Origin of the sequence: Cupriavidus sp. KB_39 (assembly GCF_052114485.1) — a bacterium.
Lineage (GTDB): Bacteria > Pseudomonadota > Gammaproteobacteria > Burkholderiales > Burkholderiaceae > Cupriavidus.
The window spans coordinates 194,080-206,737 of the sequence record NZ_JBFREV010000001.1 but is presented as its reverse complement, the minus strand read 5'-3'; the positions used below and the strand labels follow the sequence as shown (position 1 = coordinate 206,737).

15 protein-coding genes and 1 pseudogene are annotated in these 12,658 nt (G+C 66.1%); 9 read left to right on the top strand and 7 right to left on the bottom strand.

What is annotated here, in order from left to right; all coding sequences use genetic code 11:
* Nucleotides 1-7 precede the first annotated feature (7 nt).
* From AB4Z27_RS00915 to AB4Z27_RS00900, 4 genes are all read right to left on the bottom strand, one after another.
* The gene (locus AB4Z27_RS00915; protein ID WP_092294531.1) at nt 8-325 is read right to left on the bottom strand and encodes an NIPSNAP family protein; all 318 of its coding nucleotides are present in this window, start codon (nt 323-325) and stop codon (nt 8-10) included.
* A 50-nt stretch (nt 326-375) separates the two neighbouring features.
* On the bottom strand, nt 376-1,350 hold the full coding sequence (locus AB4Z27_RS00910) for a Bug family tripartite tricarboxylate transporter substrate binding protein (protein ID WP_092294532.1): 975 nt from the start codon (nt 1,348-1,350) through the stop codon (nt 376-378).
* 122 nt (nt 1,351-1,472) lie between these two features.
* Nucleotides 1,473-2,372, bottom strand: a complete 900-nt coding sequence (locus tag AB4Z27_RS00905; protein WP_441643771.1) for a helix-turn-helix domain-containing protein — start codon at nt 2,370-2,372, stop codon at nt 1,473-1,475.
* A 61-nt stretch (nt 2,373-2,433) separates the two neighbouring features.
* Nucleotides 2,434-3,567 (bottom strand): alanine racemase, encoded by a 1,134-nt coding sequence (locus tag AB4Z27_RS00900; RefSeq protein WP_441643770.1) that lies wholly within the window; start codon nt 3,565-3,567, stop codon nt 2,434-2,436.
* A gap of 90 nt (nt 3,568-3,657) precedes the next feature.
* Between AB4Z27_RS00900 and AB4Z27_RS00895 the strand changes: the two genes are divergently transcribed.
* Nucleotides 3,658-4,656: a LysR family transcriptional regulator gene (locus AB4Z27_RS00895; RefSeq protein WP_441643769.1), complete on the top strand. Its 999-nt coding sequence runs from the start codon at nt 3,658-3,660 to the stop codon at nt 4,654-4,656.
* Between the two features lie 27 nt (nt 4,657-4,683).
* Here the strand turns inward: AB4Z27_RS00895 and AB4Z27_RS00890 are convergent, their stop codons facing one another.
* Entirely contained in the window at nt 4,684-6,879 is a 2,196-nt protein-coding gene (locus AB4Z27_RS00890) for a phosphocholine-specific phospholipase C (protein WP_441592832.1), read from the bottom strand.
* A gap of 53 nt (nt 6,880-6,932) precedes the next feature.
* Entirely contained in the window at nt 6,933-7,241 is a 309-nt protein-coding gene (locus AB4Z27_RS00885; RefSeq protein WP_441592831.1) for a hypothetical protein, read from the bottom strand.
* A 219-nt stretch (nt 7,242-7,460) separates the two neighbouring features.
* On the opposite strand from AB4Z27_RS00885, the gene AB4Z27_RS00880 reads away from it, so the two are divergent.
* From AB4Z27_RS00880 to AB4Z27_RS00860, 5 genes and pseudogenes are all read left to right on the top strand, one after another.
* On the top strand, nt 7,461-7,649 hold the full coding sequence (locus AB4Z27_RS00880) for a hypothetical protein (RefSeq protein WP_177219911.1): 189 nt from the start codon (nt 7,461-7,463) through the stop codon (nt 7,647-7,649).
* Entirely contained in the window at nt 7,646-8,530 is an 885-nt protein-coding gene (locus AB4Z27_RS00875) for an isocitrate lyase/PEP mutase family protein (protein WP_092294542.1), read from the top strand. Before AB4Z27_RS00880 ends, AB4Z27_RS00875 begins: the two co-directional genes overlap by 4 nt.
* Nucleotides 8,531-8,544: 14 nt before the next feature.
* Nucleotides 8,545-8,691, top strand: coding sequence for a hypothetical protein (locus AB4Z27_RS00870; RefSeq protein WP_441592851.1), 147 nt, complete (start codon nt 8,545-8,547; stop codon nt 8,689-8,691).
* Nucleotides 8,630-8,848: an isochorismatase family protein gene (locus tag AB4Z27_RS00865; protein WP_255370833.1), complete on the top strand. Its 219-nt coding sequence runs from the start codon at nt 8,630-8,632 to the stop codon at nt 8,846-8,848. Before AB4Z27_RS00870 ends, AB4Z27_RS00865 begins: the two co-directional genes overlap by 62 nt.
* Nucleotides 8,827-9,180 (top strand): annotated as a pseudogene (locus tag AB4Z27_RS00860) (YciI family protein); the annotation flags it as partial. The gene AB4Z27_RS00865 and the pseudogene AB4Z27_RS00860, both read left to right, overlap by 22 nt.
* A 24-nt stretch (nt 9,181-9,204) precedes the next feature.
* On the opposite strand, the gene AB4Z27_RS00855 reads toward AB4Z27_RS00860, so the two are convergent.
* Nucleotides 9,205-9,825, bottom strand: a complete 621-nt coding sequence (locus tag AB4Z27_RS00855) for a LysE family translocator (protein WP_441643768.1) — start codon at nt 9,823-9,825, stop codon at nt 9,205-9,207.
* 97 nt (nt 9,826-9,922) lie between these two features.
* Here AB4Z27_RS00855 and AB4Z27_RS00850 point away from each other — a divergent pair, with 97 nt between their 5' ends.
* From AB4Z27_RS00850 to AB4Z27_RS00840, 3 genes are all read left to right on the top strand, one after another.
* Nucleotides 9,923-10,774 carry a LysR substrate-binding domain-containing protein gene (locus AB4Z27_RS00850; RefSeq protein ID WP_092294550.1) on the top strand — a complete coding sequence of 284 codons (852 nt, stop codon included), beginning with the start codon at nt 9,923-9,925 and terminating at the stop codon, nt 10,772-10,774.
* 148 nt (nt 10,775-10,922) lie between these two features.
* Nucleotides 10,923-11,765, top strand: coding sequence for an IclR family transcriptional regulator (locus tag AB4Z27_RS00845; RefSeq protein ID WP_092294552.1), 843 nt, complete (start codon nt 10,923-10,925; stop codon nt 11,763-11,765).
* A 50-nt stretch (nt 11,766-11,815) separates the two neighbouring features.
* Complete coding sequence (locus tag AB4Z27_RS00840; RefSeq protein ID WP_092294554.1) at nt 11,816-12,628, top strand: SDR family oxidoreductase; 813 nt, start codon at nt 11,816-11,818, stop codon at nt 12,626-12,628.
* Nucleotides 12,629-12,658 lie beyond the last annotated feature (30 nt).

Here is a 12,658-nt window from a genome sequence, read left to right as displayed (position 1 = left end):
GTGCCGGCTAGGGCTTGAAGAACGACACCGGCGTCATCAGCCGGTTTTCCTGGCTGATCAGGTAGGCGGCGTCGGCGCTTATCTTCAGGTACTCGCCCCAGGCCGGATCCTTCTGCAGCGCCTGGCGCTTGGCCTCGCGGTCGGCCGCGCTTTCATAGACCCAGATGTGCGTGTAGCTGTTCACATTGCCGGTCTCGGTTTGCATATAGGCCAGCGGCTTGCCCAGATGGCGGCTCTGGGTCTCGTAGCCGTGCTCGGCATACAGCGCCAGGTGTTTCTTGATCGTGCCGGGGCGGCAGGTGTAGGTGCGAACGTCGTACAGCATGGGGTTTCCTCCAGGGATAGCGATAGCGATGGCGATGGCGATGCGTGGCGTCAATCGACGGTGGCGCCGGACTGCTTGACCAGCACGGCCCAGCGCGCCACTTCCTGATTCACGTATTTCTGAAATGCGGGTTGATCGTCCCCGACCGGGTCGGCGCCCAGCCCTTTCAGCCGATCCTTGACGGCGGGGTCGGCCACGCTCTGGACGATGGCCTGCGAGAGCTTCTCGACGGCAGCTTTCGGCGTGCCGGCCGGTGCGAACAGGCCGAACCACGAGCGCGCGGTCATGCCCTGGAACGGCGTTTCGGAGAAGGCGGGCACGTCGGGCAGGGCGGCGTGGCGCTTGTTGCCCGTCACCGCCAGTGCCTTGAGCTTGCCGCTCTGCACTTGCGCGAGGACTTCGGGCAGGTTGGCGAACATGACCTGCACCTGGCCACCCATCACGTCATTGAGCGCCTGCGCCCCGCCCTTGTAGGCCACGTGCGTCATCTTCGTACCAGCCAGCGTGCTGAACTGCTCGCCGGCCAGATGGGAGGCGGTGCCGGTGCCGCCCGACGCGTAATTGACACGGCCGGCGTTGGACTTGGCGTAGGCGGCGAGTTCGGCCGCCGAATTGACCGGTACGGTCGGATTCACCACCAGCAGCAGGGGGACGGACGCCAGGTTCGACAACCCTACGAAATCCCGCGTGAGACTGTAGTTGAGCTTCTGGTAGAGCGATGCGTTGATGGCATGGCTCGACGTGGCCATCAGCAGCGTGTAGCCGTCGGCGTCCGCGCGTGCGGCCGAGACGGCGCCGATATTGCCATTGGCGCCGGCCTTGTTCTCCACCACGACCGACTGCCCGAGCCGGGCCGACATGGCCTGCGCCACGGTGCGCGCGATCACGTCGGTGGCGCCGCCAGCGGCGAACGGCACGATGATGCGCAGGGGATGATCGGGGTATTCCGCCATCGCGCTGAAGGGGATAACGGCCAATACGGCGGCCACGGCAAGGCCCCGCAACGGGGCGATGACTCGGTACATGTCTGTCTCCTGTGCTTTTGGTACTTTTTGGTGCTTATGGATGCACCATGAGGAGCACTGTACGCACGCGCGTGGCGGCAGTGTTAGGACGGATCAGACGTTGAGTTGGACTTTTTCGCGCGTTAGTCGAGCGGACGGCAGTGCTTCCTGCGGAAATCGCCCGGCGTGAGGCCGGTCTGCTTCTTGAAGAAGCGCGCGAAGTAGGCCGGATCCTCGATATTGAGCCGGAACGCGATCTCGGCGATGCCGGTTTCGGTGTTGCTGAGCCAGCGCTTGGCTTCCAGTACCACGCGTTCCTGTACCACCTGGCTGGCGGTGCGCGCCAGGGTGCGCTTGACTGCCTCGTTGAGCTGGCGCTCGCTCACGCAGAGCGCCTCGGCGTACTGGCCGATCGTGCCGAAGCGCAGGTAGTGGGTYTCCACCAGCATCGTGAAGCGGCGCGTGAGGGCCTGATGCGGGCCAACGCCGCCGGCGGGCTCGTTCTCGGGGCACAGGCGGCGCAGGCGCGTGAGCAGGATCAGCAGGCAGGCCTGCACCACGTCCGGGAAGCCGGGCTGGCGATTCCGCGCCTCCTGCTCCATCTCGTCGAGCAATGGCAGCAGGCCGTCATGCTGGTCCGGCGTGAGATAGAGCGCGCTCTGGGCGCGCGTGGGGTGGTAGAACGGGAATTTCGCGGCGTCGTCGGCGCGCGGAAACATCCGGGCGAAGAAGTCAGTGCTGAAGTTCAGCACGTAGCCGTGCGGCTTCACGGATGACGTCCAGGCATGCACCTGCCCGGGCGAGAGGAAGAACACCGAGTGGTCGCGCACGTCGAAATGCGCGAAGTCGAGCATGTGCGTGCCGCTCGCCCGGGTCATCCAGAGCAGGTGATAGTAGTTGTGCCGATGCAGGAAGCCGCGCGGGATGTCGTCGCGGTCCTGCAGCCGTACGAGGTCGAAGTAGAACGACCCATCGCCCGCGAAATCCGATGTCTCGAAGGTGGGAATCTCGCCGGCGGGGCTGGCGGGGAGGGCTTCGGGCAAGCGCGGGTCTCCTTGTGTTTCTGATCCTGGTTACCGGCGCCATGCTATCGCAAAACCGTGCTCACCATCCCCCGAAACGAGGCCATTGCGCTTCCACCACAGTGCTGCCCGCGACGACCGTGTAGGCGCCATGCTGCGCCCCAGTGGCGCACGCGTGATTGGGCAGCACGCGCAACAGCGTGCCGACCGRCAGCATCGGCGTGGCGGACGGATCCGTGCGATGGCTGACGATGCCATGCTCCTGGTTGGCATCGACCATCACCAGATCCGGCAGCGGCTTGCCGTCGATATCGCACACCAGCCCGTAGCCCTGGTCGATCGGCTGCTTCGCGGTGCCACGGTCGCGCGACATCGCCATCCATCCCGCGTCCGTGATCAGCCAGCCTTTCTCGCGCTGGTGGCCGATCACCGTGCACAACACCGACAGGGCGATGTCATCCACGTTGCAGACCCCGATGCCSTGCATCACCAGATCGAAGAACACGAACACGCCGGCCCGGACCTCCGTCACACCTTCGAGCGAGCGGGCGAAATGCGCGGTAGGCGTGCTGCCGACGCTCACCACCGGCGTCCGGTAACCGGCGGCGCGCAGCCGTTCCGCCGCCTGGACCGCGCCGGCGCGCTCCTGCTCGGCGACGGCTTCGATGGCCTCGGCCGAACGGCAATTGTAGGAATCGCCCGCATGGGTGAGCACGCCCGCGAGCCAGGCGCCCGTGCCTTCGTCCTTGCCCAGTGCGGCGGCGATATCGAGCAATGCCGGGTCCGCCGGCTTGACGCCCGAGCGGTGCCCGTCGGTATCGATCTCGATCAACACCGGCACGTTCAGGGCGCGTTCGCGACACCAGTYGGCGAGTGCGTGGGCGGCCTCGACGTTGTCCAGCAACAGCGTCAGCGCGGCGCCGCGTCGCAGAAGGTCTTCGACATGGGGCAGCTTGGACGGCACGATGCCCACTGCGTACAGGATGTCGCGCCAGCCGTGGTCGAGGAAGTAGCCTGCTTCCTTCAACGTTGACACGGTGATGGGCGTGCCCGGTGCGCCGATGCGAGACGCGACGTCGGCGGACTTGTTGGTCTTGGCGTGTGGTCGCAGCGTGACGCCGAAGGGCGCAAGGCGGTCTCGCAGCCGCGCGATATTGCGCTCCATCTTCAGCCGGTCCAGCACGAGGACCGGCGTTTCAAGTGCTTGCAAGTTCATGGGAATCCGTTATGCGAGTGCCAGCACGCGCTGGAGGTTCGAGCCTTGCAGTGTAGAGGGGCCGGACCCTCAGGTGGTTAATGCCATAGAATGGCTTCATTCACCTACAGGTTAATAATGAAGCTGGACATCGAGGATCTGCGGTTCATCCTGGCGCTGGACCGTCTGGGGAGCCTGGCCGCCCTGGCCCGGGAAGAGAATGTCACGCCGCCGGCCGTGACCAAGCGGCTGAGCCAGTTGGAGGCGCGCCTGGGGATCCGGCTGGCCCAGCGGACCACGCGGCGCCTGCAACTGACGCACGAAGGACACCTCCTGGCGCAGCACGCCACTGGCGTTCTGGAGCAGATGCAGGTGATCGAAGAGGCGCTACAGCAGCGTAGTCAGGTTGTGGCGGGCAAGCTGAAGGTCCACGGGCCGTTTGGCTTCGGGCGCCGCTACCTCGGACCGCTGTTGGCGCAGTTTCACAGCACCCATCCTAATCTCGAGGTGCAGTTGTACCTGTCGGACAACCTGATGSTGCCGCGCCAACCCGTGCATGGCCGCGATGCCTTCGACGTGCTGGTCAGCATCGGCACGATCCCGGATTCGCGCTGGATTGCGCATCGCCTTGCCCCGAACCGTCGCATCCTGTGCGCCGCGCCCGAATACCTCGCCAAGGCCCCGCCGTTGGAGACGCCGGCGGACCTTGAACGGCACGCCTGCCTGGTGCTCAGGGAGAACGACGAGGATGTGACGCTGTGGCGCTTTGCCGAAGACGACGGCGACGGCGACAGGAACCATCGCCCAGCGCGATCACGGGAACTGACCGTACGGGTGCGTCCCACGATGGAGAGCAATGATGGCGACGTGGTTCATCACTGGTGCCTGACCGGCAAGGGCATCATGGCGCGGTCGGAATGGGATGTGGCCGATGAACTGGCCGCCGGGCGGCTGGTGGCGCTGCTGCCAGCGTACCGGCTGCCCGATGCGGATGTGATGGCGCTGGTGCCGCAGTCGCGCCAGTCGTCCATGCGCACGCAACGATTCGTCGAGATGCTGCGCAACGCGCTGGGGCCCAGGCCGCCGTGGCGCATGACCCGCCAGCCGTAGAAGGCGGACGGGTCAAGCCAAGGCAGGTTACGACAGCTGAGCCATGGCCGGATCGCTCACCGTATCCTTGCCGGTCTCGATACGGCCCGCGATACGGCGGCGGAGCGACGGTGCCAGATCGCAACTGATCTCGAAGTCGTACCAGTTGCCGCTGTCACCGAGCGTCCAGGTCAGCTCGCCCACCTTGCCGGCCTCGACCTTCTGGCCCCACGGGCCGTCCGTGCGATAGGCCTTGGCGCTCGCGCTGAACGTGCAGGCCTTGTCGCTGCGGTTGTACAGCTTGACCTGCAGCACGGGCGGATCGCACGGTTCGTAGCAGACCTGGATTTCCGTGCCGCCGGCAGCCGACTGCTCGTTCAGGTCGCCCACGAATTCGCGGTGATAGCCGTTCGGGCCCAGCACCCACAGATCGTACTTGCCGTTGTCGGCCGCCACGTTCCACAGGCCGTCCAGACTCTTGCCCGCCTCCACCACGTAGCGGCGCGGAATGGCGTCGAGGTGCAGCTTGTCGTAGACGTGGAAGACCGTGCCAGCCGTTCCGGTGTTCGAGAACATCAGCGTGACGGTCTTGGCGCCGGCGTCGATGCGGGACGTGGTGTGCAGCTCGTACGGCAGCGCGCGCGAGGGACGCGTGCCGGCCACCTGCGGCGGCAACACGGGCGTGGCCGGCACGGGAATCGCGACCGAAGCCTTTTGCGTCAGCGCAAGGTTGTCGACCGTGACCTTGGTGCTGCGGCCCGCCAGCGTCGGCAGGGCGTCCTTGTTCGGGCTGACGAAGTTGAAGGCCGAGGTCAGGTCACCGCACACGGCGCGGCGATAGGCGCCGATCTGCGGCTCCTTCACGCCGAAGCGTTTTTCCAGGAAGAGCAGCGTGGACGTATGGTCGAAGACCTGCGAGTTGACGAAACCACCGCGGCTCCACGGCGAGACGATCCACATCGGCACGCGCGGGCCCGGACCGTAAGGCTTGCCATCGCTGGCCGACTGGTTCGTCGTGGCGGGCGCGTAGTTGTGATACTCGAAGGCCATGTCGGCATCGCTGAGCGTGCTGCCGCCGGCGAGCGTGGCATCGGCATTGCGCGACGGGGCCGAGGGCGGCGGCAGGTGGTCGAAGAAGCCGTCGTTCTCGTCGTAGTTGATCAGCAGCACGGTCTTGCTGAAGACCTCGGGGTTGGCGGTCAGCGCGTCCAGCACCTGCTGCACGTACCAGCCGCCCTGCGCCGGGCTCGACGGCCCCGGGTGTTCGCTATAGAGCGACGGCGGGATGATCCACGAGATTTCCGGCAGCGTGCCGTTCTGCACGTCGTCACGGAAGGACTGGAGCAGGCCGTCGGGCATGGTGTTGCCAAAGCCCTTGGCGAGCGGGCTCAGCGCGTCGTCGATCGTCGGATCGTAGGCGGGCGAGGTGCCGGGCAGCGCCACCGGGCGCCGTGCCACCGGCATCGACTCCATCGCCGTGCGCCAGTGCTGGAAGCTCATCATCTCGTTGCAGCCGTAGTTGTCGGCCAGGCTCTGATACACCTTCCAGCTCACCCCCGCATCCACCAGGCGGTCGGCGTAGGTCTTCCACGTCCAGCCCTGGGTCGACGGTCCCACGTCATTGCCGCCATTGAACTCGTTGACCATGGCCGCCACGTTGGCGCCGCTCGGGCCGTTCGTGCCGGTCCAGTAGAACAGGCGGTTCGGGATCGTGCCGGTGTGCATCGAGCAGTGGTAGGCGTCGCACAGCGTGAACGCATCGGCCAGCGCGCGCTGGAACGGCACCTCGGCGGTGTCGTAGTACGACATCGACAGCCGGTTCTTGGCCACGGGCCAGCGATTCATGCGCCCGTGGTCCCACGCCGCCTGCCCATCGGGCCAGGTATGCGGGGTGCTGCCCGCGCGCTGCGCGTTGCCCAGCGTGGCGTCAAGCCGATAGGGCGTGATCGTGTTGTTCGTGGCGTCGGTCTGGAAGAACGCGTTCTTGCCGTTCGCCAGAGGGATCGCGAAGCGGTCGCCGTAGCCGCGCACGCCCTTGAACGTGCCGAAATAGCTGTCGAAGGAGCGGTTCTCGAGCATCAGCAGCACCACGTGCTTGACGTCCTGGATCGTGCCAGTGGCGTTGTTCGCCTCGATGGCCAGGGCGCGGCGGATGCTGGGCGGGAACGATGCGAGCGTGGCAGCCGCAGCCGCGGTGCCGAGCGTGTTGCGCAGGAAGCTGCGCTTGGACGGGTTGAATGTCATGCCGGGTCGGTGTCGGTTGGATGGGGAGGGCGCGGGCGGCGCGGGGTTAGCGGTCAGGGAGCGGGCGCGCAGTGCGCCGTGGTGCAGGCAGCGGGCGTGGTGCCGGGGCCGCCGTTGCCACCGTCGCCGCCACCCGGGGCGGGCGGCGGGGTGTTGTTGTCGTCGCCGCCGCAGGCGCTCAACAGCAGGGCCAGACACAGTGCACCGGCACCGAGCACCGGCCTGTATATGCGCGAATGAACAGGTTTTGTGGTTGTCATGGGTTCTAGGTCAGAGAAGTTCAGGTGACGGATCGGGTCGCAATCGCCCGCATTCCGTACGGATTCCACGCCGCCTTTGTCTGCCAATGTCTTGATGGACAAGGATCACCCTACTCAGGTGGGGTGCCGGTGGGCGAGACGTGGAGTCTGTCTTCTTGATATGTCAATGATGTGACCAAATCCATACGAAGCGACCGTTTGAAAGTAAAGACATTTCAAATGAATGTCACTTTTTGGGGGTGGAGGCAGGTGGCGGGGAGGGCATTTACTGGCATTCGTCGGGGACTTGAACGCCAACGGTGATACCGTGATGCGATTACCGTGGGCGTGCAGAACGGTCTCGATATCTTCACCGCGGCGGCGCAGCCGAAGAGCTATGTGTCGCTCGATGGCGCCGATCATCTGTTGCAGGACCGGGCGTCGGCGGCCTACGCGGCGAACCTGATTGAAGCGTGGTCGCAGCGCTATCTGCCGGCTGGCGATCGAACCTCACTACCGGAGACACCATGACCTCCCTTTCATCCTCCCGCCGACAGGCATTCCGAAAACAGGTGGCGGCGAAACAGGCGCTGCTGGTGCCCGGCGCGTTCAACGCCATGAGTGCGCGCGTGATCGAGGACCTGGGCTTCCAGGCGGTCTACCTGACCGGCGCGGGCGTCACCAACATGTCATTCGGCCTGCCTGACCTTGGCTTCATCGGCCTGAGCGACATCGCCGAACATACCGCGCGCATCCGGGATGCCGTGGCGTTGCCGATGATCGTCGATGCCGATACAGGGTTTGGCAACGCACTGAATGTTCAGCACGCGGTGCGTACGCTCGAGCGCGCCGGGGCGGATGCGATCCAGCTCGAGGATCAGGTGATGCCCAAGAAATGCGGGCATTTCGCGGGCAAGCACGTCGTCAGCACGAGCGAGATGGTCGCCAAGATCCGCGCGGCGGCCGACGCCCGGCAGGATGACGCGTTCCAGATCATCGCCCGTACGGACGCTGCGGCGGTGCACGGCATCGAGGACGCCATCGACCGGGGGCACCGCTTTGCGGAGGCGGGCGCCGATATCCTGTTTCTCGAGGCGATTGAAGACTTGCCCGACATCGAGCGCCTGCCCGGACTCTTCCAGATTCCGTTGCTGATCAATATCGTCATCGGCGGCAAGACGCCCGTTCAGGATCGAGACGCGCTTCAGCGGCTCGGCTACGGGCTGGTCCTCTACGCGAACGCGGCGCTGCAGGGCGCGGTACGCGGCATGCAGCAGGCACTGGGCCAGTTGCAGTCGAACGGCCAGATGAACGAGGACCCCGCGATCGTGGCACCGTTCAGCGAGCGCCAGCGCCTGGTCAGGAAGCCGCTCTACGACGAGCTTGACGCCCGGTACAAGAGCGACGACTGAGCACGGGAGCCATCATGAGAACCGCCTTGCTCGTGCTCGACCTGATCAATGACATTGTGGATGCCCAAGGCAAGCTTGCCGGCGGCGGCACCGCAGCCCATGCGCGTTCGCAAGACCTGCTGCGCAACGTCGGTGGAGTCCACCGCGCGCGACGCGCATGACCGGGACTATCAGGTCATCGTCATCCAGGACGCCTGCGCGGCGCGCAGCGACGAAGACCACGGCCACGGGCTGAAGATGGGCTGCGCCACGGGCAGGCCGTGGCGCCGTGAAATCGAAAGACAAGGAGACAGACGATGCGTGTCATGGTGTTGGTGAAAGCGACCGAAGACAGCGAAAGGGGCGACCTGCCCAAAACCGAGATGTTCGAGGCGATGCACAGGTTCAACGAGGAGCTGGCAAAGGCCGGCATCCTGCGCGCGGCCGATGGCCTCAAGCCCTCGTCGCAGGGCAGGCGTGTGGCGTTCGATGGTGCCGGTCGTACGGTCATCGACGGACCGTTCGCCCAGACCCGTGAACTGGTGGCCGGCTTCTGGCTCTGGGAAGTCAAGGACATGGACGAAGCCGTCGCCTGGGTGAAACGCTGCCCCAACCCCATGCCAGGGCCGAGCGAGATCGAAATCCGGCCGCTGTACGAGATGTCGGATTTCGAATGAGGGGCTGAGTGCGGCTGCCTACCAGGCCTGGACGCCCAGCTTCACGCCCAGGCCAACCAGCAACACGCCAACGATCCAGCGCTGGGCGGTGAGCAGGCCCGGACGGCCGGCCATCGCCGTGGCCGCACTTCCCGAAGCAATCGCCACGCAGGCATTCACCGAGGCAAAGGCGGCCGTGAGCGCCAATCCCAGCGTGAGCGATTGCCTCAGCACGTCGCCGGCCTGGTAGTCGATGAATTGCGGCAGCACGGAGATGAAGACCAGGGCGAGCTTGGGGTTGAGCAGGCTGGTCACGGCCCCCATCGCCAGCAGCCTGCGTGTCGGCTGCGCATCCGCCTGCGCCACCTGGAGCGGGGAACGGCCGCCGGGGCGCAGGATCYGCCACGCCATGTAGAGCAAATAGCCGCTGCCGAACAGCGTCAGCAGGCGCGCGGCGCCGGGTATCGCCAGGAACAGCGCGCTGATGCCAAAGGCCGCGCCGAACATGTACGAGAGATAACCGAGCATGACGCCCGCCAGCGAGATCAGGCCCGCCCGGGTGCCTTGCGAAAYCGAGCGCGCCATCACATAGACCATGTTCGGCCCCGGGGTCACGGCGAGCAGCCCGCCCACCACCAGGAAATCCACCATTGCTTTCATGTCTGCCACCGTCCGAGAGATGAAGACAGTGTCGGGGGGACCGATCCCTAAGTAAAACGGAATATACTGAAGCGATTCATCAGATTATCTGAATCGCATGCGCAAGCTCGACCTCGATGTGCTGGAAATGATCGTTGCCGTGGCGGATGCGGGCTCCTTCGCTCGCGCGGCGGAGGCGCTGCACCGCTCGCCCTCGGCCGTCAGCATGCAGATCAAGGCGATCGAGGATGTCCTGGGCAAGCCGCTGTTCGTGCGGAATACCCGCAACGTCGCGCTGACCGACGACGGCCGGATGCTCACCGACTACGGCCGGCAGATGCTGGCCCTGCGCGAGGAGGCCTGGTCGGCGGTGGTGCGGCCGGAGATTCGCGGCCGCGTGACGATTGGCGTGCCGGACGACTACGCGTCGTCCCTGCTGCCTTCCGTCCTGCGCAAGTTCGCAGCCGCCCATCCGCGCGTGGAGATCCGCGTCATCGGCATGCCCAGCCACGCGYTGGTTCCCCTCCTGAAGGACAACACGCTCGACCTCGCCTGCATGACCAGGTCGCGTGGCGTGAGCGGCGAGTTCCTCCGATATGAGCCGATGGACTGGGTGGCCGCGCGAGGGGCAACCCAGATCTGGAAGGAGCGGCCATTGCCGATCGCCGTCTTTCCGCAGGGCAGCGCGGGGCGCGCCAGCGCCATCCACGCGCTGCAGCAGGCCGGYATCCCGTTTCGCATGTCCTACGAGAGCCCGAGCCTGCTTGGCCTGATCAGCATGGTCGACGCCGGCCTGGCCGTCGCCCCGCTCGCCCGTTGCAGCATCCCGGCGCAGCTAGATGCCCTCGGGGCGGCGGAAGGGCTGCCGGAACTGCCGCCGCTCGAAGTGATCCTCGCCCGAAGCGCCGGCTCCGCCCGCCCGCCATGCGATTTCCTGGCCGAACAGTTGCTGGCTAATTTGAAGGGGTGAGGGGTCTKGAAMGCGTAATCACTCAGCTAAAAGCTATCTATAAGACACGTCGCGTTGACTGTCYGGTTGTCATAAGCGCCGTTTCCGGGTCACATGTTTTCGCTGCATAGCGGGCGTGCCGCCGCGCGGAAACTGTTATGAATCTGCCATGAAGCGCACCACCTCGATTCCGCAACCGGCCGATGCCGGACTCCTGTCCGGCGACGCGGCCCATCCCGCTGACGGCGAGGACCGCAATTTCGTGACGGCGCTGGCGCGCGGGCTGGAGCTGCTGCGCGCGTTCGGCCCGAATGACGATTTCCTCGGCAATGCGGAGCTGTCGCGCCGGACCGGCATTCCGCGCCCCACGGTGTCGCGGCTGACCTACACGCTGGCGAGTCTCGGCTATCTGGTCTATGTGGAGGGACAGGAGAAGTACCGCATCGGGCAGGGCGCGATGCTGCCCGGACAGCGTTACCTTTCCGGCGCAGGCATCCGTGACATTGCCCAGCCGCTGATGCAGTCGCTGGCCTTCGCGACCGACTGCACCGTGGCGCTGGCGGCCCCGGACCGCCACGACATGCTGTACCTGGAAGTCTGCCAGCCGCGCGGCGCGCTGGTTATGCGCCTGACGCCGGGCTCGCGGCTGCCCATGGCCACGTCCGCCATCGGGCGTGCGTGGCTGGCCGGGCTGGCCCCGGCACGCCGCACGGCGGTGCTGGCGGAACTGGAGCGGCACCACGGCCCGCGCTGGCCGGGTCTGCGCGCCAAGCTGGATCGCGCCTTGCGCGACCACGCGCGGCGCGGCTTCTGCCTGGCCCATGCGGAGTGGGACCGCACGGTCAGCGGCGTGGCCGCGCCGGTGCGCCTGCAGGATGGCGCGGAGGTACTGTCGATCAATATCGGCGGGGCGTCCACGCGTCTTTCGCCCGAAATTCTCGAAACCAATCTCGGCCCGCGCATCCGCGAACTGGCCGATACGCTGGCCGCACGGCTCTGGCAGGCGGCCTGACGACCGAACACGCGAACGCTCGAACATTCGAACACCAAGAGGAGACAAGCATGGAGATTCGTAACAAGACCGTCATCGTGACGGGCGGCGGCACGGGCATCGGCCGGGCGCTGGTGCTGGCGTTCGCACAGGCCGGCGCGCGCGGCGTGGCCGTGGCGGACATCGACCACGCCGGCGCTGCCCAGGTGGCCGCCGAGGCCGCGGCGGCGGCGCCCGACTGCCAGATCTTCGCCCAGCGCGTGGATGTGGCCGATGCGGCCGCCGTGCAGGGGCTTGTCGATACGGCCACGGAGCGCTTTGGTCAGGTAGACATCTTCTGCTCGAACGCCGGCATCATCCTGCGCAAGGGGCTGGACGCCACTGACGCCGAATGGCAGCGCATCTGGGAGATCAACGTCATGGCCCATATCCACGCGGCCAAGGCGGTACTGCCGCAGATGCTCGAGCGCGGCGAGGGCTACTTCGTCAACACGGTGTCGGCGGCGGGTTTGCTGTCGCAGATCGGCTCGGCGCCCTATGCGGTGACCAAGCACGCGGCCATCGGCTTTGCGGAATGGCTGTCGATTACCTATGGAGAGCAGGGCATCCGGGTCAGCTGCATCTGCCCGCAGGGCGTGCAGACCAAAATGCTGTTTGGCGAGGGCGGCGAGCGCAAGGGCTTCCTGCAGGCAGGTTCCGTCACGCCGGAGCATGTTGCCGAGAAGACGCTCGAAGGCGTGGCCAATGAGAGTTTCCTGATTTTGCCGCACCCGGAGGTGCTCGAGTACTACCGCCGCAAGGGCCAGGATTACGACCGCTGGCTGCGCGGCATGCGCCGCCTGCACGACCAGGTGTCTAAGGAATTCGGAAATATCGCCGTATAAGATGACAGGCGGCAGAAGATCGCCGCCCAT